The sequence below is a fragment of the Mogibacterium diversum genome, from assembly GCF_938028775.1.
In the GTDB taxonomy this organism is placed as follows: Bacteria; Bacillota; Clostridia; order Peptostreptococcales; family Anaerovoracaceae; genus Mogibacterium; species Mogibacterium diversum_A.
The window spans coordinates 83844-107599 of the sequence record NZ_CALIZG010000023.1; the positions used below are offsets into that span (position 1 = coordinate 83844).

General features: G+C 42.8%; 18 protein-coding genes. 1 reads left to right on the forward strand and 17 read right to left on the reverse strand.

Annotation, left to right across the window (positions count from 1 at the left end):
* Positions 1-17 precede the first annotated feature (17 nt).
* From glmS to addA, 15 genes are all read right to left on the reverse strand, one after another.
* Positions 18-1850, reverse strand: a complete 1833-nt coding sequence (gene glmS / locus Q7O90_RS06395) for a glutamine--fructose-6-phosphate transaminase (isomerizing) (protein ID WP_304128711.1) — start codon at positions 1848-1850, stop codon at positions 18-20.
* A gap of 150 nt (positions 1851-2000) precedes the next feature.
* Positions 2001-3356, reverse strand: coding sequence for a phosphoglucosamine mutase (gene glmM, locus Q7O90_RS06400; protein ID WP_304128712.1), 1356 nt, complete (start codon positions 3354-3356; stop codon positions 2001-2003).
* 112 nt (positions 3357-3468) lie between these two features.
* Positions 3469-4668, reverse strand: coding sequence for a CdaR family protein (locus Q7O90_RS06405; RefSeq protein WP_304128714.1), 1200 nt, complete (start codon positions 4666-4668; stop codon positions 3469-3471).
* Positions 4658-5506 carry a diadenylate cyclase CdaA gene (gene cdaA / locus Q7O90_RS06410; protein WP_304128715.1) on the reverse strand — a complete coding sequence of 283 codons (849 nt, stop codon included), beginning with the start codon at positions 5504-5506 and terminating at the stop codon, positions 4658-4660. Before cdaA ends, Q7O90_RS06405 begins: the two co-directional genes overlap by 11 nt.
* A gap of 193 nt (positions 5507-5699) precedes the next feature.
* Positions 5700-7025 (reverse strand): sensor histidine kinase, encoded by a 1326-nt coding sequence (locus Q7O90_RS06415; protein ID WP_304128716.1) that lies wholly within the window; start codon positions 7023-7025, stop codon positions 5700-5702.
* Positions 7022-7678 (reverse strand): response regulator transcription factor, encoded by a 657-nt coding sequence (locus tag Q7O90_RS06420; protein WP_304128717.1) that lies wholly within the window; start codon positions 7676-7678, stop codon positions 7022-7024. Before Q7O90_RS06420 ends, Q7O90_RS06415 begins: the two co-directional genes overlap by 4 nt.
* Positions 7679-7692: 14 nt before the next feature.
* Complete coding sequence (locus Q7O90_RS06425) at positions 7693-9069, reverse strand: ABC transporter permease (protein ID WP_304128718.1); 1377 nt, start codon at positions 9067-9069, stop codon at positions 7693-7695.
* 10 nt (positions 9070-9079) lie between these two features.
* Positions 9080-9724 (reverse strand): ABC transporter ATP-binding protein, encoded by a 645-nt coding sequence (locus Q7O90_RS06430; RefSeq protein WP_304128720.1) that lies wholly within the window; start codon positions 9722-9724, stop codon positions 9080-9082.
* A gap of 8 nt (positions 9725-9732) precedes the next feature.
* Positions 9733-11016: an ABC transporter permease gene (locus Q7O90_RS06435; protein WP_304128722.1), complete on the reverse strand. Its 1284-nt coding sequence runs from the start codon at positions 11014-11016 to the stop codon at positions 9733-9735.
* Positions 11017-11242: 226 nt separating this feature from the next.
* Positions 11243-12958, reverse strand: coding sequence for an LPXTG cell wall anchor domain-containing protein (locus tag Q7O90_RS06440; protein ID WP_304128724.1), 1716 nt, complete (start codon positions 12956-12958; stop codon positions 11243-11245).
* A gap of 148 nt (positions 12959-13106) precedes the next feature.
* Positions 13107-13697, reverse strand: coding sequence for an SMI1/KNR4 family protein (locus tag Q7O90_RS06445; RefSeq protein WP_304128725.1), 591 nt, complete (start codon positions 13695-13697; stop codon positions 13107-13109).
* 2 nt (positions 13698-13699) lie between these two features.
* Positions 13700-14773, reverse strand: a complete 1074-nt coding sequence (locus Q7O90_RS06450; protein WP_304128726.1) for an ankyrin repeat domain-containing protein — start codon at positions 14771-14773, stop codon at positions 13700-13702.
* A gap of 230 nt (positions 14774-15003) precedes the next feature.
* On the reverse strand, positions 15004-16467 hold the full coding sequence (locus tag Q7O90_RS06455) for an SHIRT domain-containing protein (protein ID WP_304128727.1): 1464 nt from the start codon (positions 16465-16467) through the stop codon (positions 15004-15006).
* A gap of 200 nt (positions 16468-16667) precedes the next feature.
* On the reverse strand, positions 16668-17144 hold the full coding sequence (locus tag Q7O90_RS06460) for a pyridoxamine 5'-phosphate oxidase family protein (RefSeq protein ID WP_304128729.1): 477 nt from the start codon (positions 17142-17144) through the stop codon (positions 16668-16670).
* 47 nt (positions 17145-17191) lie between these two features.
* Positions 17192-20857, reverse strand: a complete 3666-nt coding sequence (gene addA / locus Q7O90_RS06465) for a helicase-exonuclease AddAB subunit AddA (RefSeq protein WP_304128730.1) — start codon at positions 20855-20857, stop codon at positions 17192-17194.
* A 181-nt stretch (positions 20858-21038) separates the two neighbouring features.
* On the opposite strand from addA, the gene gpmI reads away from it, so the two are divergent.
* Entirely contained in the window at positions 21039-22556 is a 1518-nt protein-coding gene (gene gpmI, locus Q7O90_RS06470) for a 2,3-bisphosphoglycerate-independent phosphoglycerate mutase (protein ID WP_330667066.1), read from the forward strand.
* A 126-nt stretch (positions 22557-22682) separates the two neighbouring features.
* Here gpmI and Q7O90_RS06475 read toward each other — a convergent pair whose 3' ends face one another.
* Entirely contained in the window at positions 22683-23237 is a 555-nt protein-coding gene (locus Q7O90_RS06475) for a DUF2812 domain-containing protein (protein ID WP_304128731.1), read from the reverse strand.
* A complete protein-coding gene (locus Q7O90_RS06480) occupies positions 23230-23553 on the reverse strand; it encodes a PadR family transcriptional regulator (RefSeq protein WP_273137478.1) in 324 nt (107 codons plus the stop codon). The genes Q7O90_RS06475 and Q7O90_RS06480 overlap by 8 nt, the downstream gene beginning before the upstream one ends.
* Between the last annotated feature and the right edge of the window lie 203 nt (positions 23554-23756).

Consider the following 23756-nt stretch of genomic DNA (forward strand, 5'->3'; position numbering starts at 1 on the left):
AAATAATGACATTTATTTTATTCTACAGTTACACTCTTTGCAAGGTTACGAGGCCTGTCTATCTCGCATCCCTTTTCTTTGGCAACGTAGTATGCATATATCTGAAGCGGGATTACGCTTAGAAGTGGAGATACCTCATCCATGCACTCTGGAATGTAGAATGTCTCATTTGAATGCTCTTCTATAGCCGTATTACCTTCCTTTGCGATGGAAATCACGTGTGCATTACGCGCCTTAACCTCCTGAATGTTGGAAACCATCTTATCAAACAGCTTAGACTGTGTTGCTAGTGCAACGACAATAGTAGTAGGCTCCATAAGAGCAATAGTTCCATGCTTCAGCTCTCCAGCCGCAATTGCAAAGGAGTTTATATATGAAATCTCTTTGAGCTTTAGCGAACCCTCGTAAGCAACGCTAGAATCCATACCTCTACCGATAAAGAACACCTGGTCTCTATCGTAAAGCTTCTTTGCAAGCTTCTCGATATCACCTCTAAGAGTCAGAACCTTCTCCAATTTTTCAGGAATCTCAGATAGCTCGCTGACAACCTCTCTGTAGTACTCCTCTGATATGGTTCCTCGTAGGTCGCCTAGATATAGAGCTAATAGGTAAAGTGACAGAAGCTGAGTTGTGTAAGCCTTTGTTGAAGCTACTGAAATCTCAGGACCAGCCCATGTATAAAACACATCGTCAGATTCACGAGCAACTGTGCTTCCTACTACATTGACGATGGATAATACCCTCGCTCCCTTTCTCTTAGCCTCACGGAGTGCTTCAAGGGTATCCGCAGTCTCTCCAGATTGGCTGATTGCAATGAAAAGTGTCTTTTCGTCTACAAAAGGATCTCTATATCTGAATTCAGAAGCTACATCAACCTCTACAGGCATTTTTACGAACTTTTCAAAGATATTTCTACCAACTAGTCCGGCATGGTACGCAGTTCCACATGCTACGATGCAGATCTTATTGAATTTAGCAAAATCATCCTTAGTAAGCGTCATATCATAAAGCGACACTCTTCCATCATCGCTTAGATTGCGGTCAAGGGTCTCCTCTATAGCCTTAGGCTGGTCAAATATCTCCTTGAGCATGAAGTGTTCGTACTTGCCTTTTTCAGCGACGCTTTCGTCCCAGCTGATGTGCATCGTCTCACGCTTAATCTCCTTGCCAGACTCATCGTAGATTGTAACGCCATCTGGAGTGAGTATTACTGTGTCACCAGTCTCCAGAAGATAAACATCCTTTGTATACTTAAGAAGTGCCGAAAAATCTGAAGCTACGAAGTTACAGCCGTTACCCTTGCCGACAATTAGTGGGGCATTTTTTCTGTATGCTACAAATTTTTCTGGCTGATCCTCAGCGATTGCAGCGAGTGCAAAAGTTCCTGTCATCTCGTGAGTTACCTTGTCCATAGTAGCCTTTAGGTCACCGAGCTCGTTGTAGTATTTTCCGAACAGAACTGCAGCAACCTCAGAATCCGTATCACTCTTAAAAGTGAATCCTTCTTTCTCGAGTTGCTCTCTGATTTCCACATAATTCTCAACTGTTCCATTATGAACAAGTGCAATTCTGTTGTCATTGCTCATATGAGGATGTGAGTTTACATCAGATGGCGCACCGTGAGTTGCCCACCTTGTGTGTCCAATTCCCACGTGACCGCCTAGATTTTCATTTCCAATTAGCTTCTCTAGATTTACGATTTCACCAACGTGCTTTCTCAGCTTGATTTTGCCATCATTTACAACAGCGATACCTGCCGAGTCATAACCTCTGTACTCTAACTTCTTAAGTCCTTCGATAATGATGCCCTGAGGAGCCTCATTACCTACATAACCTACGATTCCGCACATATTGTTTCCTCCAAATATATTATTTCAAATAGCCAATCCACAGTTCCCCGTAGTTGCTATAACGATTCGCTCTCTATTATTTTAACAAAACTAAAATTCCCGCTATGTGTTGCCATGGCGGTTTATTTTGCCATATAGCTTATTTACTAATCACTTGCCAAATTTATCAGATATAAGTGCTGCCACCTGCTTCGCATATCCCTGAATTTCATCGATGTCCTCACCTTCTAGCATGACTCTGATCAGTGGCTCGGTTCCGGAAGGTCTTATCAGAACTCTACCTGTGCCCTCCATTTTCGCTTCGATATCAGAGATGAACTTCTTAACTTCCTCATCCTCTAGAGCCGTCGCCTTGAAAGCATTGTCCACCCTAGCATTTACTAGCGCTTGTGGATAAATCTGTATCTCGTCTCTGAGCTCACTGAGCTTTTTTCCAGAATCAAGATAAGCTTTCATGAACTGCAGCGACGATAGTACGCCATCACCAGTCGTCGTGTAGTTCAAGAATATCATGTGACCAGACTGCTCTCCACCTAGCACAGAGCCTGTCTCTCTCATGGACTCTAGAACATATCTATCGCCGACTTTGGTTACATCGACACCGATTCCATATTCCTTTAGGTGTTTATGAAGTCCGATATTACTCATAACAGTAGCTGTAATCTTGTCTGTTGCAAGAAGCCTTCTAGACTTTAGATATTTTCCGCATATGCAGAGCACTCTATCTCCGTCTATTATTCGACCCTGTTCATCCACAACGATGAGCCTATCCGCATCTCCATCGTATGCAAATCCAACATCCGCACCGAGCTCTACAACTTTCTGCTGCAGATTCTCAGGATGTGTGGATCCGCAGTTATCATTAATGTTAACTCCATCTGGACTATCACTTAGCACTGTAACTTCTGCCCCAAGTGCCTCATATACGACATGAGCAATCTCGAATGCTGCACCATTTGCAGTGTCGAGAACTACTTTTATGCCATCGAGCCTCTTGTCTATCGTCGAAAGCAGAAAGTCAGTGTACTGCTGGATCGCACTGGCATCGTCCTCACGGCAGGTTCCGAGCTTTGCCCCAACGAATTCATCTGTGCTGATTTCCTTCTCGCCCAGTATAATTGCCTCAATCTCCTGCTCAACACTATCATCCAGCTTATATCCTTCACCATTAAATAGCTTAATGCCATTGTATTCAAAGGGGTTATGGGATGCAGAGATAACGACACCTGCATCTGCGTTATACTTCCTTACTAGGTAAGCAACTGCTGGTGTAGGAACAATTCCTAGCTTTATCACATCTCCGCCAACGGAAAGCACTCCAGCCGTCAGCGCATTTTCAAGCATGTCCCCAGAGATTCTCGTGTCGCGCCCAATAACCATAACCGGCTTTTTATCGTTCTCACCGAGCACAAACGCTGCTGCTCTTCCGATATCGAATGCAAGCGAAGCTGTAAGTTCTGTGTTGGCCACTCCTCTTACACCATCTGTTCCAAACAATCTGCCCATTAGATTCTCCTTAATTCCTTCTCATATATATCCTGCAAAGTATAAATTCCATCTGTAATTTTATCGTCTTGCATAAACAGTCAATGCCAAATCGCAAGTTTAAGATACCCCGTCACTGAACTGTTATCGTAATCTGTGCACTTTCAAGTGCTGCCGTAAGTCCAGAATTATTGGTTAGATACGCTGTAACAGTATGCTGACCTGCCCCTAGACCACTTGCATCTGCGCTGATTACGAATGAACTAGCTGTGATGCTCGCTATCTTGTCCTTGCTGCCCGTTACGACGACGTTAACGCCACTATCCGCCTTCGCTGTATGACCACTAGCAACATTATTTATGTTGATTGAGCTAGCCGGAACATTCACGGTCTTCGATCCGCTCGTGCTCACCTTGACCTTGAGCTTTACGTGCCTTGATTCATTTGCTATGCTCACACCTTCTGGTAGGTCGTAATCGATATCCATATCCTCTGTCTCGGCTACAGAACTGATATCCATCTCTTTGGATGTAATTTCTGTTACGTTCTTGATATCCTTGCTTCTACCTTTGATAACTATAGTGCTCGGTGCGGAGTACGTCCTTGAAACACTGCCATCTTGTGTATTAGTAACCTTTACCTTGAGTTTAACAGTTTTGGTCTCACCTTTATATGCAGTTACAGATACCCTGTCAGGATCAGTAGTCAGATAGTCTATCTTGTGACCGCTTCCATCCACGGGGGTTACGACTGCGCTGAATTCTTTAGCTTTATCGGTGACCTTGTCAGCATCGAGTTCGAGCTTGACCGAGTCTACATTCTTAACCAGACTCTCAGCTCCTTGTACCTCTACTTCTTTGCTACTCTGCTTCTTGACTACAGGCTCACCAGATTGACCGTCTTTATATGTCGTATATGTGCTTACCTTCTTGACCTCTAGGTCTTCAACTGTGACCGAAATGCTGCTTTCACTCTGTGATTTGACCGCTATAGCACCAGGCACGCTCACTTGCACAGCCATCGAGTTTTCTCCCTTGCCTGCATTCGATGCATTGACGGTTGCGACGATGTCGGATTTCTTCAGCTCATTAATCGCCGAGCGCCTTCCAACAAGGGTAACTGAGATTTTCTCTGTATCAAGCTTGCTTACTGCCAAATCATTCTTGGCAAGCGTCTTGGAGTTTGCGACCGTCACAGGAATATTCGTATACGTACGGCTGATTGTTGGGTTTATGCTATATACTACGTAAAGCCAGGAGGCAAATGCGATTGCAACCGAAAGCGCTAGGTTGAGCTTGTTGATCCTCTTGCTGCTTGTTTCGTTACTTTGCATCGTGCTTCCCCCCCTTTCGGCGTACTAGCTTCGCAACCCTACCGTACATCCCCCTTTCAGATGGCAGATACATATTGAGAAGCATCTTCTCGATTGTCTTGAGATCTACGAATCTGCGAATCTTTCCATCTTCAGCGATCGATACCACTCCGGTCTCTTCAGAAACTATTATTATCAGAGCATCACAAACCTCGCTGAGCCCTACACCTGCTCTGTGCCTCGTTCCTAGGTTTCTGCCAATGTTCTTCTTCTCTGTCAGCGGGAATACGCATGATGCCGCATGGATTCTAGCACCACGAATAATCACTCCACCGTCGTGAAGTGGGGAACCTTCGTAAAATAAATTTCCCAGAAGCCTGACGGAAATCTCAGCATCTACCACAACCCCCGTTTCGATAATATCGTTAAGCATCGTCTCTCGCTCAATTGCGATTAATGCCCCTGTCCTTGTGGCTGAGAAATCATCGATTGCACTCACAAGGGCATCTACCGTTTCAACAGCCTTATTCTTATCGATATTGCGGAACGAGTTCGTGTTCATGAGATTCTTACGCCCCACCTGTTCGAGCGCCCTACGCAGCTCTGGCTGAAATAACACGACAACTGCGAAGAGTCCCATGGTGAATAGGCTCTTGAGTAGCCAATTTAGCAGATACAGGTTGAATATGTCCGATACAAAAAACGCAACTATGATAATTACCAGCCCTCGTATGAGCTGCATCGCCCTGGTTTCTCTAATAAAACCGATCATCTTATAAACAATATAAGACACGATTGCTATATCCAGCGCGTCTTCCGGTCTGAAGTTAGACATTATACTTTGAATCGAACTTAGCATATCGGTATCCCGTCCCTCTTAAAATCGTCCATTTTACATGGCATAAGTTATATTATTATACTATTTTGAGAGGTTTTTATCAATAAGAGTGAAGGTGTGGTTTTGGTGTAATTCGAACGAAAAAAAGAGTCAATCACCATTGTGACGATTGACTTTTTCTGTAAACTACTTAAATATATTTATTTCATCTTTACTAAGTAATTTTAATCGTAAATCTTATGCTTTTTTCACATCGTTCTAGCTTGTGCTCAATCCCGTAACTTAATAGAATATTTCTTACTATATACAGACCTAGTCCATTGCTATTATCCTTTCCTACGTCAAAGTTCACTTCAAATAGTCTTTCACAATCGAGATTTTCTGCGTCATCGTAAGTATTATCTATATATATCCAACCGTTATCTGAACCGATATCTATGATACCTCCTGTATCCGAATACTTTACAGCATTACCAACTACATTGGATAGTATCACCTTAAGAGCACTCTTACCTATGTAAATTTTTTCATCACCGAGACGGTTGTTGATTGAGATACTTCGTTGCGCAGCCATAAGTTCATACTTATCTAGAACCTCCTGCAAAATCTCATTTATAACCACTTCTTCCTCGTCATCACTAAGGTGATCGAGCGAAGAAACAGAGAGAATCTGCGATATATTCTGTGCCAACCCATTGACTATCTCAATGCAGTTGTCAATATAGCTATCACGATTCTTATACTTGCCAATGTTATATTTCATATTTTCAAGAATAATTTTGAGGCTAGCTAATGGAGTTTTTAGTTCGTGAGAAGCACCTCTAAAGAAGTCAAATTTTAGCTTCTCAAGCTTTATAATCTCTTCATTCTTGACCTCAAGATCATCTATCAGTTCAAGCAAAGCTACATACAAGTCATTAATTTGCGCTTTGAGTTGTCCTATCTCATCTGATGATTCGACAGGCAAAAGAGCGTTTCTATCAAGCTCCATCATTCGAGTTGTAACTTCTTTTATTTCTTGAACATTTCTTGTCAAAAGTCTTGCATATATCAGCGATACTAAAACTGATATCGCTAGTGAAACTGCTAAAGATATAGGAAGTAATTTTATTATTAGTCCCTTGGCCTCTTGTCGCATATCAGCAGTTGAAACAAAATTCACCGCAAGCTCACTGCCATCCGCAAGCCTTATTTTACGCGACTCGATGATGAGCGAATTATTACTACTCGCCTTATCAACGCTATCATCCGCCACATCTCCGACTTTAAGTTCATCCTCCTTGATGCTGTCACTCACTACATAAGCTTTAATCTCACTGCTCTTAGAATAGAATGTCAGATACTGCTGAGCGAAGCTCTTGTCCTTGCCCGTAAGCGCCGCAGATACTGCATTGGCCTTGGATGTGATTTCACTCTTTCTGCTCTCTAGGTAAATTTTAGGAAACATCAGAAACACCATCAGATGCACCACTACGATTAGCACACCGAGGATGGTGAATGTCTGGATGAACATTTTAGGGAATATTTTTAGTCTTTTCATTTCCTCTCCAGTTTATATCCTACGTTCCTAATAGTTACTATACAGTCTAGCTCAAGCTTTCTCCTTAGCTCCTTTATGTATACATCTATCACTCGGTCAAAAGGAGGCTCCTCTGTCGCCTTCCACACACCGTCTATAATCTGCTCTCTAGTCAGTGCTCGCCCTTCATTGTGGACGAGAAATTTTAATATATCTACTTCCTTAGCATTGATATCTATAGGCTTCCCTGCAAGCTTCGCCGTATAGCTTGCAAAATCCACCTCTGCGCTATTATAACTGAACTTATCCGCTACTACGTAGTAACGCTCGATTAGAGAATCAACGCGGGCACGGAGCACTGGCAAGGAGAACGGTTTCTCGAGATATCCATCCGCCAAGCTCGTATATGCATCAATTTTATACTCTTCATCGCTAAATGCCGTAAGCATAAGAACAGGTAATTTGCTTCGTTTTCTAATCTCCTTTAGAACTTCTAAACCATTAATATATGGCATCTGAATGTCGAGAATTACAAGACTGATATCTTGTTCATCAAATTTTGCGAGAGCCTCTCGTCCATCAGATGCTTCAATCGTATTATAACCAAACTCAGAGAGGAAGTCTGCGACTCCCTCCCTGATATTCTGATCGTCTTCAACTATAAGAATCTTCATTGACCCTCCAGTCTCTATCTCGCGTCTATAAGCAGCTCCTTCGGTCTCTTGCGCAGGATGTGGTATGTAGAAATGAGTAGTGATATAGCTAGTACTACTGTCATAAAGAGCACGACATAAAGCACAGCTCTCCCGTTAATGATAACATCTAAACTTGTCAGAGTCTTGTTAAATCCGTCAACTTCTGCACCTCCACCGAGACCTGCCGAAGCGGACTCCTTGGAGATACCCTTAGCAATATTCCCCGTGACGCTTTGAAGCACCTTGTTTCCTATAACTTTGCCTAGCATCCCTGATGCAAAGAACGAAATAATATAAGCAGGAATCGTTATAAATGCGAGCTCTGCTGCAAACTGTCCTGCGATTTCCCTTTTAGTTCGGCCGATCGCCAACAATACAGCAACTTCTTTCTTTCTCGAGTTCATCCAGAGGAACAGAAGGAGTGAAACTACAAGCCCTGCAAACACTATACCTCCCACAAATAGCTTATTTGCCGATGAATAGATTCCCGAAATTGACTGCTGCAGCGCTGGATAGTTTGATGTGCTCTTCACTAGCGTGTAGTTCTGCCAATCTATATCGAGCCCCTCAACTTTCTTGATAACTTTATCGAGGTTCTGGTCTCCCTTTACGAAGAAAGTCGCATCCTGATACACTGCAGTCTGCTCTGTATTTCCGTACAGCTTTGCTGCTGTGTCGATGTCGCTGATTATATTATTCTCATAGAGTTCTACCGCTGCACTCACGCCACCTTGGTTGTGCCCATCAAATAAGCCTTTGATCTCAACCTCTATGGTCTCGTCCGCCTGCTTCTCGTTGTCTGCGTCGTACTGATTAGACCTTATTTTAATCTTGTCGCCAACCTTGAGATTATTCTTCTCAGCAAGGTCTTTGTGAATAAGTACCTTATTCTTATCATTCTTCCCAAGATGCTTTCCCTCTACAAGTCTAAATGTACCAGCTACAAACTTCATATCCTGCGACGAATCGTTTACACCAGTTACCATCACAGTGCTCTTAAACTTCTCTATGCGCTCCGCATCTTCATTCTGATTTGTCGCATCAGTTCTGATTATCTCGTATCCAACGAGATCAGCTACTGCTCCGATTCTCTTGATGTATCCGTTTACATAGCCAGATTTCACGATTTTATTGATATCTTCGTTACGAATGTTTCCGCCGCCTCTAGCAGTTCCCATATTAACCTGGCGATTTATCTCCATGGTGAAGCTATTCGTTATGTCACCAAAAGTTTTTGCTGCCGATTTGTTAGTCGCGTCCTTAATTGCAAGTCCAACCATACTCAATGTAGCCATCGCAGTAATGACGAGCAATATAATCAGAGATTTTAGACTCTTTCTTGTGACATATGCAAATGCATTTTTAATCATCGTCATCCTCCTAGTTATTCTTTCTCGTCTCTTTGAGCTTCTTGCCACTAAGCTCCATAACTACATCGGCTGCATTTGCAACTTCTTTGCTATGTGTAACTACGATGACACACTTATCCCTCTCTTGAGCCAGCTTCTTGAGGATTCCGATAATTTCGCCAGCAGTTGAATCATCGAGATTTCCAGTCGGTTCATCTGCGAGAATAACTGGTGCCTCCGAAGCTAGAGCCCTTGCTATAGCAACTCTCTGCTGCTGTCCACCTGAAAGCTTCATGACATTTCGCTTAATCTCACTGCTGTTAAGGCCAAGTTTAAGAAGCAGTTCGTCAGAAGCGGTTCTGTTTACGAGCCTAACATTTTCAATAGGTGTCAGATAATCGATCAGGTTGTAGTTCTGAAACACCAAGGATATGTTGTCCCTACGGTGATTGCTGTATCCGTGTAGTGCTATGTTCTTGCCATTAAAGCAAATCTCTCCTGAACTAGGTACATCAAGCCCCGCTAGTAGAGATAGAAGCGTCGACTTGCCGGCGCCTGATTTGCCAGTTATAGCGTAGAATTTGCCCGCTTCAAAGCTGCAATTAATCGATGATAGCACCTTGTCTCTCGAGCCATGGTAACTGTATGATACGTTTTTAATTTCTATTACTTTCATGCCTTCTCCTAACTAATCTTGGATAGTATTTCCTTTGGACTACGTATTAAAATTGCTCCAGATGTTATAACAACAGAAACGAATATTATCATTAGTAACAGAGCGTAGCTCATCGCAAAAGTCGTGAAACTAGCACCTATTCCACCTTCGCTTAGATCTCTCGCAAGCGCTCCCGATTCATCACTACTTGCAAATCCATCAACGATAAACGAATATGCAACATTTCCGACTATTAGTGCCGATATCATAGCTGGAATCGATACAAATATGAGTTCAAGAATGAACTGTCCGACTATCGCCAGTTTGTTTACCCCGATAGACAAGAGAATTCCAATCTCATAAACTCTCTCCCTGAGCCAGAGCACCAGTATGAGCGAGAGTACTATTGTCCCGCCTCCTAGAATTGACAGTGTCATGATTCTCATGATGTTTTTAACTCCTGACAGTGACTCGGAAGCCTCTTTGAACGCTCCATTATTCTTAGTTGTATCGAACTTCGACCAATCTAAATTTAATTTCCTTATATTTTTCTCTGCAGTATCTAAATTCTCTGGACTATTCGTCGTAACTGTTATTGAACTAGCCACTCTACTATCACCCGTATATCCAAGTCCCTTCTGACTTGAATCATAGTCAGTAAACATGGTGTTTTCACTGAGATCAGATGGCATACCCGTGTGTTGCTCTTGCATCTTACCGGAGAATATTCCGACTATTTCGAGTATCTCTGTATCCTCTCCGGACGCTGCATTCCCGTCTGATTTCAAAAATTTCAGGCTAAGCTTGTCGTGCAGCTTCAGCTTGTTGTGCTCGGCAAACTTTCTATGCAAAAGCACCTTGCCTTTGTCACCCCTAGTGATGTGCCTTCCTTCCTCAAGATTGAAAACTCCACTGCTAAAAAGTACCTCGCGTTCCGTCCGAGTAGCTGCCTGTACTGATACCGCATTTCTAAACTCGCTCGGTACATCATCTCGTATAACCGTTTGGTTTCCGTTGACAACTTTACTACCTACGAGCGTCGCTACGCCTTCATACCTAGGAATAACTTCGCTGACACCATTCACTTTTTTTAAGCCTGCGAAGTTCTTGATTTCAAACGTCCCTTGGTCCCCTTTCTTGACTATTGATAACGATGAATTTGAAACCTTGTAGAGAGACTTTTCAACGTTATCACTAGATATAATTATATTTAAACACACATGTATACATGCGAGGACCAAGGTCAAAATGATGAAGATTATAAAAGTTCTGCATCTGCGCCTAGCGACATAGGCGATTGCATTTTTTACCACTTGTAGCCATCCTCCTTATAGTTTTTTCGAAGCCCTTGCTTCATACAAGAAATATTACCGAACATTTATGAAATGTTTATGAAATGAAAAAAGGCAAACACAGAAATCTGCATTTGCCTTTAATTTATTCATATTAGTCAACTGTTATGTATTTATATAGTTTTATTCTCGCTCCCGTAACAAGAGAACTTCTTACACTTATCACCAAAGCAATCTGGTTAGTGAATTACGCTTTACGTCTCAATCTTACTATTACAGAAAGTGTAACAATTGCTCCAGCTAGCATGCTTACATAGAGCATAACATTCTCTGTATCGCCTGTCTTAGGTCCTTTCTTGTGAACCTTAACTACCTTCTTAACTGTTGGCACCTTATAAACTGGGTATACGTTTGTCATGCTCTTGGTGAGAGATGTGTTCACATCGAAAACCTCGCCTGTATCTGCATTTACCCAGTGTGAGAACACCTTTCCTGCTGGTGCAGCTGGCGCTTCAGGCATAGTTGCCCCAACCAGTTTGAGATTATTGCCACGGATAGTTGTCAGAGTCTTGATGAGCTTAGCAGCATCATTGTTATCGAACGCTTCCTTTGTCTCCCAGAACTTTACATTTACTGCAGGAGCCCATACGTAAGCCGTTCCACCATGATTTGCACCCACGCTATATGTGTATGCAGGATGTGCTGCGTTGTCTGGATCTGCTGCAATGTTTATAGTCTTATTAGATAGCCCCCTGATATCAAAACGCGTGAGCGCCTCGCCAGCTGTATTTACAGGCTGTGTAGCTACCTGGCTTCCTCCAGCTGTTGCTGTAAGAGCACCATCTACAACGTGATCAGTGTAGTCTTCGAGCACCGATCCACCCATGATAATTGATCCGTTTGTTCCTCCTGTAAATACAGGTGTTGACCCATTATCCTCTGTTGTTCCGTTAAGCGTTACATGTGGCTTACCTTTAGTTACGAGAACACTTCCGTCTAGCGCATACTTATAGCCCTCGACTTTGAGAACACTTGTGTCATTTAACGTAACCTTCGCTCTTCGAATACCGCTATTTGCAAGTCCGCCATTAGCCTTGATGAGCAGTTTTCCGCCGTTCTCTATATTAACTGTATCAGCTGCGTTATTTCCTGCGTTAAGACCTCTACCTGCAGTTGTTGTATTGATTTCAAAAGTAGCTCCGTCTATGTTGAGGTGTCCAGATGTTGGAATTACCATTCCGTATCCTCTAGCTGTTGCTCTTGTCTCGTTGATTGTAACCTTTGTGTTTGCGCCGCTTACATTCATCTTGCCGTTCATGTATAGGTCTCCAAAGGTACCATTTCCGTTGTTTTCAATTGTCATCTGTGCGCCATCCGACACGTTGAAGGTAGCTCCGTCAACTTCGATTCCACCTTCGTTTCCTGTATTTGCACAGTTCTTAACGACAAATGTTCCGCCCTTAATGTTAGTAGTGTTTCCACCTAATAGAGCATAGAATCCGAATCCTGGAGCACCATCGATAGTAAAGTTTGTGTGGTCAAAATTGAACTTTACAGATGGGTCGTTAGACCAGATACCGTAAGTATTTGGATTCTTGAGAAGGAAAGAGCCTGCTCCAGTAAACGTTGTATTGGAGTTAGCATATCCTCTAAAATCTCCACCAGTTAGCGTTACGTTTGCACCTGCATCCGCCTTGATTGTTACAGCTCTTCTGATATGAATCGGTGCAGTCATATTGTAATTGTACGTTCCTGCTGGAAATTCAACTACATCATACTTATTACCTGCAGCATCTGTGGTTGTACCGTCGATGATAGCCGTTAGCTGAGCTGCAGTCTCACTTCCTGTTGCAGTGTACTTAGTAGCAGCATATGCCATGTTAGGTGGCATCATCATCATTAATGATAACAAGAATGCTAATACGAGTGCTGCACTCCTGCCATAACGAATTGAAGCTTTCATAAGTCCTCCTAGCTTTTAAGATAGCTTAAAATTGTATAAAATTTAATACATGAATTATACTACTTCATCCGTCAAATTGCATTAAAAAAAAGACAAAGAAATTGTTTTTTCTTTGTCTTTTATGCAATTGCAAATTTGTTTTATGCTCCTATGAGCATATCTCATCATAGACCTCAGAAACGAGTTTCTCTAGACTTTCCGATACATATACAACCTCGTCAGGATCGTGAATATAGCAAATTATCTGGCCTACTTTTCCATCATCTCCTGGATTCATGTCAAGCATCAGGTAACAGCTGTCACAATACTCTGCGAACGGGAACCATCTCTTGTTGAACAGATACGGCTTAATTCTGCTATCACTAAGGCGCTCAATATCTTGAGCCGAGAAGAAATCAGGATAGTCTGCAAGAAGCGCATCCTTGTTTTGAAAGTACCCCTTACTACTCGTTATCCGATCAAGGCTCATTAGACAAAACGTCATATCGCGCTCACCTACCACACATGGTAATGCACACATATATCCACTACCATTCTTATATCTATAAAGCTCCTTAAAAGCCTTTGGCAGCTCAATATCGAAAGTATCTTCAAGTGCCTTAATTTCTTCTTCCTTCGCTCCTGCCAAATCTTCGTAATCATCGATGTACTCTTCTTCGACTGGGTCATCTAAATCCCATTCTTCGAAGTTCTCACATATGTACTTTACGATTTCCTTAGACTTATCAACTATATTCATCCTTATAGCTCTCCTTCCAGAACTCTCTGCAGATGCCCTGCCATATCATCTATAAAATCCTTGCATCCACATAGATCCTTCAGTTCCTCGTGTTCAACATCGTAAACGGCAACCTTCTTGGTTTTAGGATTCCAGACTACGTATATATCGCTATAATCTCCAGTTGACCTAGATATCCTAAGCACTTTTCGCCTGCCGAGCTTCATAGGAACCGTTTCGGTAAGCTCAAAAAAGTCGATGTAACCGAAATCACAATTTGGAAGTTCAAAGTGCAGATTATCACTTTGCAGCAAATCAATCATCGCCTTAGGAAGCTTGTACGCTTTCAGTTCGTCCAGCTTGTTGTGAAGACTATGAAACTCAGTTGGTTCCAGCCCCTTAAAATACTCCGCCATCTCGTCATCACCCTTCTCAAGCGCGATGCTGTACGGTCTCATGCCATCTTTCTCTGTAATAGTCACATCCGCACCGTGTTCCACGAGGTATTTGCACATCTCAAGGTCAACGTATCTCGCTGCTACACAGAGTGGTGTCGGATTAAACGGATAAATAGAATCAGCCTCGTTATAGTTTATATCGACGCCTTTTTTTATAAAGAAATCAACAACATCGTAATTTCTCTTATCGAGGCAATTTCTAAAAGCTGCTCCGCCATGCTTCTTAACTGTATGACCGAGTTCATCGATCAGAGCTAGGTTATCTAGCCTCTCTCCAAAGATAGCTTGTTCAAATGCTTCAGTCTCTACCGAGTTAACAGAATTGACATCGGCGCCTTTAGAAACCAGATATCTTATGGTTTCCTCATTAGAGTATCTAACTGCAGTAAGAAAGCTTGGATTATCTTCATCGTTTAGATTTGCTCCGTGTTCAGCTAACCACTCGATAGATTTGGATTTATTCATCATAAGAGCTAGGTTAAGTGGCAAAAGCCTCGTGTACTTGCTAAGCACTATCTCTTCATTGATATCCCATCCTTTAGATAGCTGCTCTTCTAAGGCATTTACATCACCATTTACTATGTCACTTGCAATCTGCGGTATGGATTCGAATTTCCCGATGTCTTTAATCTCTATCATCATATGCTCCTACATCTTGCCTTTTAGTATCGATTTTCTTGCAATTACTACTTATAGTAACCTAGATAAATAAATTATACATAACAACGCTCCAAAACAAAACGAGAAAGCCAAGATTTTTCAATTCCTGAACAAATCTCGATTTTCTCGTCTAGCATATTTATAACTTATTACTTTAGGCTTTCTTAAATTTTTATAATCGCATATCGCTATACGGACAGCTACCTTAACTAGTTAGCCTTGCGCTTTGAAACGACTGCCAATATTGCCGAAGCCACTCCGAGCACTAGCAAGTATCCACCGATATCGTTGCTATCACCAGTCTTTGGTCCAGCCCTATGGACCTTATGCTTACTTACGGTATTAGCTGCAGGAGCACTGTTTCTGCTAGAGTTTCCTGAAGCAGGTGTAACAGTAGTAGAAGAAGTGTTATCTGCTTTAAATATCCACTGCCCATATACTACAGTGTTCTGAGTTACATTTACCGTAGTGGCCTTTGTAGTGCTTATATTGTTTCTGTCTGTCGACCATCCGGAAAATTTCCATTTGCCGTTAACGCCATTCTTCTGTCCAGAAATGCTATTTGGTGCAGCCGCAAGTGTAACTGTCTCGCCGTACCCTACACCAGTTACAGTGCTTGGAGCCGTGTATCCACTTGGGGTGTCTCCAATAACATTGTACTCAACGCTATATGCATTAACATTAATTAACATTGGAATCGTGATATTTAATTTTGAAACGCCTTCTGTAAAATTAATATCGAATAGCTGATCTATTCCCTCTGCCGTAGGTGTCCCGGTTATATTAACATCTGTCTTCTCAGCCGTAGCATCGTAGTTTGCAGCGCTTGCTGTAAGTCCACTTGGAAGTGCACCAACGATACTAACTGTGTCATAGTGCATCTTGGCAGTTACTCTTGCACTGTATGAGTTTGGATAATACGTGTATGAAAAATCAGGGAACGAAAGAAGTTCAGCATAAGCCTTTCCCTTTACAGCGTCTGTTAGGCGATTGCTCTTCAGCTTTACTCCAACTACGGATGAAGTCTGACCATATAAGCTCGATGAACTAGCGGTGTGGCCGAAATATGTATCTGCTATATAAGTCTTACCACTACCTCTATTGACAGCCGTGCTATCAGTAAACGAACTGTTCGAAACATTAGATACTCCATAGGTAGTGAGGCCATTGTTGAACTTTACATTATCAAAAGTGATATTTGCTCCAGCTTCTACCTCAACAGGTCCGTTAAATGTCTGATTTGAAACAGTTTCTGTTCCGCTGTATATAGTCTTAGTAAGTTTTTTATCATAGAGCTTTGCGATAATTGCAGGATTCATAACTGCATTTTGACCCGTGTATAGAACTGCTCCATTGGCCTTGAACGTGTATACATATCCACCGGACTGATAAACTCTGGATACCTCTACTGGGTAATAGTTAGAACCATCAGCCGAATACCATATCGGTGTAAGCGTTGTGCCATTAGTTCCTAGAACCTTCTCATATACTGCACTCCACTTATTTCCGTCAGTATACCCATATGCACTGCTTCCAGACTTTATAGACACATCGTAAGACTTGTACACATCCTGTGTTCTGCTTGCTGCTGAAACTATGTTGATGCTTCCAAGAACCATGCTGAGCACAAGAATTGCTACGAACAATATACTTCTCTTCTTGACATACTCCATATATTTTTTCCTTTCCTACTATACGTAAGCTGCAGCTGAGAAATATTCCCATCTCCCCTTTGCTTGCTTAATATAAAAACACACGCTGGTTAGTTCACTTTAACTAACTGACGTGTGTCATTTTATCATCATAATATTATCGGTTCAATAGTATTAATGGTATTTATTATCCATTAAATGGTTTTTTATGTATACAAGCTTTATTTCTCTTGCACTTCTTTACCAGTCATATGCTCAATCTCAATCTCGTACATCTGTACGGCATGACCAGTTGCTTTTATCTCGCGGTGCACGAGGTCCTCGCTTGGATAGTATTTTAGAGCGAAGTTTTTCAGCACTTCGAACATCTCTTCTCTATCTTCAATTGGATGGCACTTTCCGAACACAACCACACTCTGTACAAACGGGGCCCACGCCTCTTCCTTGATCTGTTCATTTCCATATACGGTAAAGCATACCCTGTCACATCTCTCCATACACTCTACCTTGTATCCTCCACGCAGGCTATGGAAGTAGATACGACCTTTGTGTTCATCGTACAGATAGTTAACTGGCACTGCATACGGATAATCATCGTCGCCATTCACTGCTAAGACTCCTCTTGGTGCTTCTTTTAGCAGCTTCTTTGCAGCCTCTTCTGAAATAGCTTTTTTCTCATTTCTAAGGTTTCTGAACATTTTTTACCTCTCTTCTATGTAGAATTCTCTGCAGAATTCGCCCTTTGTTATAACATCGATATAGTAATTGATTTATCTAGCAGATACAGATATGCTTCCTTAACACTTAGTCCCGTACCTTCCTCGAGAGCACGCTTGTAGAGACTTATCTGCTCCCGATACTCTTCCTTTATGCGCTCAATGTCAGCTTCTCTATCCTTGTAGCTAAGTCTGTTACTCTTGTAGTCAACCAGAACCAGTCCATCTCCATCACTAAAGTAGCAATCGATGATACCCTGAACCAGTACACTTTTACCACTTCGTTCTACCCTTAATGTAAAAGGTTTTTCCTTAGATAGCAAGCCCTCTCTAGCTGCTGCACAAGCCCGCACTCCTATTTCAGTCTCAAAGAACGCGTATATTTTGCGAAGATCAAGAGCTTTGAATACAGCCTCAGAAATGGCTCCATTGACACGAAGATTCTCAGCTCTTTCGGCTATATAAGACTTATCGCACTCACCAGCTTCGTTTACTGCCTTCTTGAAATCCACAAACTCCATAATTCTGTGATAAGCAGTTCCTATACTTGCTGCATCGGCGCTAGCTAGCCTCTCAATTCTTGTATTTCTATCTTCGATTTTGCCTCTGTAAACTGACTCCTCTATTGCTTCCTTGTTAAGCTCACTAACGGAGTATTTCGCCTTGGTATTAAGATCATCCTTATATGCATACTCATAGTCGAGACGCCTCTTAACCTCTTCATATTCTTCACTTAGCTCGATATCCATCGGAATCTTATCAGTGGTCAAGAAATTATTTGCCCCTCGTGGAAGCGACGGCATCTTAACTTCATGCATATCAGTAGATGTATACTCGTTATAGTGCCCAGAGTCGCACAACTTTCCCATGATCTTAAAATAACTAGTTCTAGAACGAATATCATCAAGCACAAACTCATCTGTCTTCTCACAGCCGATAAGATATAGCTTTTCCCGAGCACGTGTCATCGCAACGTACAAGACTCTAAGCTGCTCCTGATACTCATCCTCACGAATCTTGGCTGTTATCTTCTTCTGCATCAGCGTTCTACGCCAGTAATGCTCGTCTGGGTTGACGTACGCCAAGGCGATTCCAAGCTCGTTGTCGAATTGGAAGCCTTTGATGCCAGACGAATAATTGAGCTGATTTCCCATGCCCGCTACGATTACGAACGGAAACTCGAGTCCCTTACTCTTATGGATGGTCATTATCCTGACAACATCATCTTCCTCGCTGACCATTGATGGCTGTCCCATATCTACGTTCTTGGTCCTTAATACCTCAAGATAGCTTATGTAGCTGCTGAGTGAGGCGATACTAGACATCCTAAAGGCTCCAGCCCTCTCTACTAACGCCCTTAGGTTTGCCTGTCTCTGTCTGCCGCCATACATAGCACCTGCGTACATGTAATAATTGGAATCTTCTAGTAGATACCAAATGTAATCATCGAGCTGCATCATCTTGCTGTGCGCACGCCATTTCTCGATGGTCGTGAGCGCCTCATTTACACGAGACTTTAAACCATCGTCACTGCCATTTGCACTGTATAAAAGCAATGCATCGCAGTATGATTGACTTTTGTACTGCACCTTCCCTTCTCTATCCTTCGCTTCCGATATCTGCATCTCCCTTGCAAAGGCTCTTATCTCAGCAAGCTGCTCTGGAGTAAACCCGAACACCTCTGACCTGAGCACGGATATGAGCGGTATATCCTGATGCATGTTATCAACAATTTTAAGGATCGCCATAGCAACAGCTACTTCAACCGTATCAAAATAGCCACCATCATCAGAGATATGGGACGAGATGCTCTTGCTCATCAGCGACTTATAATACATGTCTGATTTATTCTTAGTAGAACGAAGCAATATGGATATATCTCTAGGAGTTGCTTTTCTAACCTTTCCGCTCTTGCCATCGTAGAATTCCGTACCGATGATACCGCTGACAATATCCGCAACATGAATCGCTTCAATCTCAGCTTTGGAGAGGGACTTAATTTCTTCTTCAGACTCATCTCGTTCACCAGATGAAGGTCCTTCTATATCAACGATCTGAGAGCCTCGAGGTTTATAACTTGTATCTGAGCTTTCCCCTTCGCTTGAATCATCCATTTCAGTTAGAAGCAGGTGCACCTCTGGCTTAAGGTTATATTCAGGATGCCCCGTAAGTCCTTGATATAGCTTCTCATCATCGTCATAGCCATCCATCAAATCTTGAAATACATAGTTGATGTAGTCAATCGTAGCTCCGTTACTGCGGAAGTTCTTGTTGAGATTTATCTGAATCGCATGCTCATTGTTCTCGTCTTTATATGCCCTAGATGTCTCCTCAAATATATGAGGCTCAGCCTGTCTGAACTTGTAGATGCTCTGTTTGACGTCACCTACCTTAAACACATTATCTTCGCGTGCCACGCTGCCGATTAGATACTCCTGAAGGGTATTCACATCCTGATATTCATCAACGAATACAAATTCGAACCGTTCACGGAGCACCTTCCTTGCCTCTTCATTTTTGAGAATACCTGCAGTTATATGCTCCATGTCACCGTAGTCAATAACACCTTGCTCCCGCTTCTTCGCACTATAAATGCTCTCAAATTCCTTGAGTAGGGCCAAATAATACATCGTATACTTGTGCGTTTCCGCCTGCTCCTCGAATAAAATCTTGAGCTCTGCAAAATTGTATTCCTTAAAGAAGTTCTGGAAGTTGTTCTTATATGTATCTCTGCGAGCCTTGCAATCAGCAGATACCGCCTTGTAAGCCTCTCTTTCACCTTTTCCACCGGTAAATGTACCGAATATAGAATTTTGAAATACCTGAGAAACGACATCTTCAGCTCCTCTAGCAAGCTCTCCTCTGTCACAAACAGACTTAATAGCATCCGCCAGAGTTTGAAATACACCTATCTCAGAGTCAAGCTTAGCTGCCGTATTGGGTAAATTAAGTGTAATCAGATATTCCTGCAGCCCAAGTGATTCTCGAAGGGTCTCATCCACAATCCGCCTTGCCTCTTCCAAAAGCTCTCTATATAAATCGCTATCTCGGTAGTCACCGCTATCCGGTATACGAAGCTTCTCAGCCATGCGCTCAGACCATTCAAAATAATCTGGCATACTCCGAAGATCTGCGTATGCTTTGACGAGCTCCTGCATTAGCGCTTTATCATCTCGTTCCTTACTGTAGCGGTCTAAAAACTCACGAAATGAGCCCCCTTCTATAAAATTATCCTCTCCAAATCCTTGTTCAAACACCTCTTCGATAGCTTCCATCTTCATGATTTCAGCCTTGAGACTATCACATATCTTGAAGTTCGGCTCGAGATCAGTCAGATAGAAAAATTCCTTGATAACGCGGTTACAAAAGCTATGTACCGTCGATATGTATGACCTATACATCTTACCTAGCTGCTGCCTGAGCTTCTCCGCTCTCTCTGGTTCAGAAGCCTTAGATGCCTTGATCTCCTTGTTAATCGCTTTGGTCAGTTTTAGCCTCATCTCAGATGCTGCAGCATTGGTAAATGTCACGACAAGCATGCGGTCAACATCCGCCCTGCCCTGAACTATGATATTGATGATGCGCTCAACGAGCACTGCCGTCTTACCGGAACCAGCTGCGGCCGATACGAGAATGCTTTTGTCGATAGTATCGATTGCCCTCTGCTGATCAGGCGTAAATCTGACGTCTGCCATCTTCCGTTCTCCTTAAAATAATGATGCTACTATTATATGATGTTTATTATCTCGTGCAAACCCCAAGTAATACTGTAAACACGGATTTTAATCACAATTATAAACTATAAATCAATACTTCAGCTCCTAGAAATAAACACCGCTCTTGTGTATACTTGAATATATCTATAGGAGGATAGCAATGATTAAAAATAGACCAACAATGCTGATGATACTCGACGGCTACGGAATCCGCGAAGAATCGCACGGCAACGCAATTGCTGCCGCTAAAAAACCTCATCTCGATGCGCTTTTCACAAAATACCCGTTCATCACCCTGGAGGCGAGCGGTGAATTCGTCGGTCTTCCTGATGGGCAGATCGGCAACTCAGAAGTTGGGCACACTAATATAGGTGCAGGAAACGTTGTGCTACAGGATCTTCCTCGCATCAATAGGTCGATTAGCACAGGCGAATTTTATAACAACAAGGTGCTGCTTGAAGCCATGGAAAATGCATCTTCAGGTCACACCCTTCACATAATGGGACTATGCTCAGATGGTGGCGTACACAGTAAGCTCGAACACCTCTACGCAGTTCTCGAGCTCGCAAAGCGTTCAGGTATCAAGGATGTAGTGGTTCACTGCTTCCTCGATGGCCGCGACGTACCGCCTCGCAGCGCTATGACCTACCTGAGTGCTCTCGAAGAGAAATTCTCTGAGCTTGGACTAGGCAGAATCGGAGTTATCTCTGGCCGTTTCTATGCTATGGATAGGGACAAGCGCTGGGAGAGACTAGAGCTTGCGTACGACGCACTTACACTTTCTGAAGGCGTCAGAGCAGCTTCTCCTGCTGAAGCGATTCAGATATCGTATGACAAGGACGAGTCTGACGAATTCGTACTCCCAACAATCGTAGATGATACACCTATCAAAGACGGTGACTCGGTCATCTTCATCAACTATAGACCTGACCGTGCACGCGAGATAACTCGTGCTATCGTGGATCCTGATTTTGATGGATTTGCAAGGAAGAAAATTCTATCGAATCTCGTGTACGTGTGCATGGCTGAGTACGATGCGTCTATGCCTAATGTAAAAGTCGCGTTTCCACCAGAAGTCGTTGAACCGACTCTCGGAGGTGTGGTATCTGACGCTGGACTAACTCAGCTCCGCATAGCCGAGACTGAGAAGTACGCACATGTGACATTTTTCTTTAACGGTGGTGTCGAAGCTCCAGTTAAAGGAGAGGACCGCATCTTGATTCCATCTCCGAAGGTGGCTACTTACGATCTTCAGCCAGAGATGAGCGCTCCACTATTGACTGAAAATGTACTAGAAGCAATAGACTCGGATAAGTACGACCTCATCATACTGAACTTCGCAAACCCCGACATGGTAGGCCATACAGGTGTTTTCGATGCAGCGGTTAGCGCTATAGAGACGCTCGATGGACTGGTACAGCAGATTGTGGACAGAGTTCTGGCAAAGGATGGTCAGATTCTACTCACAGCCGATCACGGCAATGCCGACTACATGCTGGATGATAAGGATAATGTTGTGACTAAGCACTCGCTATCACCAGTTCCGCTGTGCCATATCGCAAACGAGCCAAGAGCCTTCAAAGTACCCCATGGCAAGCTGGCAGATATATCGCCAACGCTTCTGACACTCATGGGACTCGAGGTCCCAGAGGGTATGCACGGCGAAGTGCTAGTCTAGATGACCTTGCTAACAGCGCCCTCATACCTACTGTCGGAATAGTAACTACAAACGAACAAAAACACACAGCTTCCGAAATAGTTGGGCTGTGTGCTTTTTTATATTTCTATTAGTATAACGCTTTGACTACAGGTCCTTCTTAAGCTTTCGGAACTTCCTCAGGCAGTGTGAAATCAGGCAGATATCGGCAGCTAGAATAGCTATGAGCACGATGTTTATCCCTCCTCTCGCAGAGCTGTACCACACATCAGCCTCTTCTAGCATACTTCTTATATTTAGAAAAATTACCGGAATTAGTGCGGCAATTATAGGTATCAGCCTGGTATGTACGATTCTGTCTATCATATTCAGCCTTGACTCATCGTCGGAAAATATCTCATTCTCTCCTTCCACAGCGCTTTCAACTACAGGCTTTCTGAAATAGCTCCAGTTCATACATCCACCGATATATTCCCAGCCGTAATCCTCATACATCTGGAGGTAATCATCGGTAATCTTGGTCTGGTTGAACTCTAATCTGTACGAAACCTCTTCAGCCCCACACTCTTCGAATGTGAAAAAGCATGGCGCTTTAACCTTTACCAGCTTCAAACCGTTCTTATGCTGCTTCTCGAGCCAAGTCTGCTCTTCGTTGTAATCTGCTATTGTAAAAAATCTAATCTTTGTCTGTCTCTTACCCATTGTACTCATCTCCAATACTGTTGATATATATGCGTTTGATACGATTCATCTCGATAGTGAGAATCTCACGTCCAAGTTCTGTAATCTCATAAATCTTACGCTTCTCAGCCTCACTAACGAAGTTAATCAGTCCATCTTTCTCCATCTTGGAAAGTGTTCCGTACATCGTCCCAGGGCTTATGCTGACTTCTCCTTTCGTCATCTCTTTTACCTCTTGCCCGATGCCGTATCCGTGCTGAGGCTCTTGCAGGCAGAACAGTATATAAAAGGCTGTCTCCGACATTGGGACGTAGACCCTCTTTAATTTTGAATCCATTTGCTCCTCCTATATCAAGCTTTGATATATCGCATCTCGATATATCAAGTATATCGCGGTTCGATATATGTGTCAATAGCATTATAAAAAGAAGATATATCTCATGTATGTATTGATTTTTCAATAAAATTCGGTGTTTTTACCAACTCGTTTTGTCCGTGATGTTGTCTTATTTTGTATTGCCCTAAGATGTCTAGGCATTA

Coding starts and splice junctions, on each gene's coding strand:
- glmS (WP_304128711.1), bottom strand. CDS start 1,850: ATGTGCGGAATCGTAGGTTATGTAGGTAATGAGGCTCCTCAGGGCATC.
- glmM (WP_304128712.1), bottom strand. CDS start 3,356: ATGGGCAGATTGTTTGGAACAGATGGTGTAAGAGGAGTGGCCAACACA.
- Q7O90_RS06405 (WP_304128714.1), bottom strand. CDS start 4,668: ATGCAAAGTAACGAAACAAGCAGCAAGAGGATCAACAAGCTCAACCTA.
- cdaA (WP_304128715.1), bottom strand. CDS start 5,506: ATGCTAAGTTCGATTCAAAGTATAATGTCTAACTTCAGACCGGAAGAC.
- Q7O90_RS06415 (WP_304128716.1), bottom strand. CDS start 7,025: ATGAAAAGACTAAAAATATTCCCTAAAATGTTCATCCAGACATTCACC.
- Q7O90_RS06420 (WP_304128717.1), bottom strand. CDS start 7,678: ATGAAGATTCTTATAGTTGAAGACGATCAGAATATCAGGGAGGGAGTC.
- Q7O90_RS06425 (WP_304128718.1), bottom strand. CDS start 9,069: ATGATTAAAAATGCATTTGCATATGTCACAAGAAAGAGTCTAAAATCT.
- Q7O90_RS06430 (WP_304128720.1), bottom strand. CDS start 9,724: ATGAAAGTAATAGAAATTAAAAACGTATCATACAGTTACCATGGCTCG.
- Q7O90_RS06440 (WP_304128724.1), bottom strand. CDS start 12,958: ATGAAAGCTTCAATTCGTTATGGCAGGAGTGCAGCACTCGTATTAGCA.
- Q7O90_RS06445 (WP_304128725.1), bottom strand. CDS start 13,697: ATGAATATAGTTGATAAGTCTAAGGAAATCGTAAAGTACATATGTGAG.
- Q7O90_RS06450 (WP_304128726.1), bottom strand. CDS start 14,773: ATGATAGAGATTAAAGACATCGGGAAATTCGAATCCATACCGCAGATT.
- Q7O90_RS06455 (WP_304128727.1), bottom strand. CDS start 16,467: ATGGAGTATGTCAAGAAGAGAAGTATATTGTTCGTAGCAATTCTTGTG.
- Q7O90_RS06460 (WP_304128729.1), bottom strand. CDS start 17,144: ATGTTCAGAAACCTTAGAAATGAGAAAAAAGCTATTTCAGAAGAGGCT.
- addA (WP_304128730.1), bottom strand. CDS start 20,857: ATGGCAGACGTCAGATTTACGCCTGATCAGCAGAGGGCAATCGATACT.
- gpmI (WP_330667066.1), top strand. CDS start 21,039: ATGATTAAAAATAGACCAACAATGCTGATGATACTCGACGGCTACGGA.
- Q7O90_RS06475 (WP_304128731.1), bottom strand. CDS start 23,237: ATGGGTAAGAGACAGACAAAGATTAGATTTTTTACAATAGCAGATTAC.
- Q7O90_RS06480 (WP_273137478.1), bottom strand. CDS start 23,553: ATGGATTCAAAATTAAAGAGGGTCTACGTCCCAATGTCGGAGACAGCC.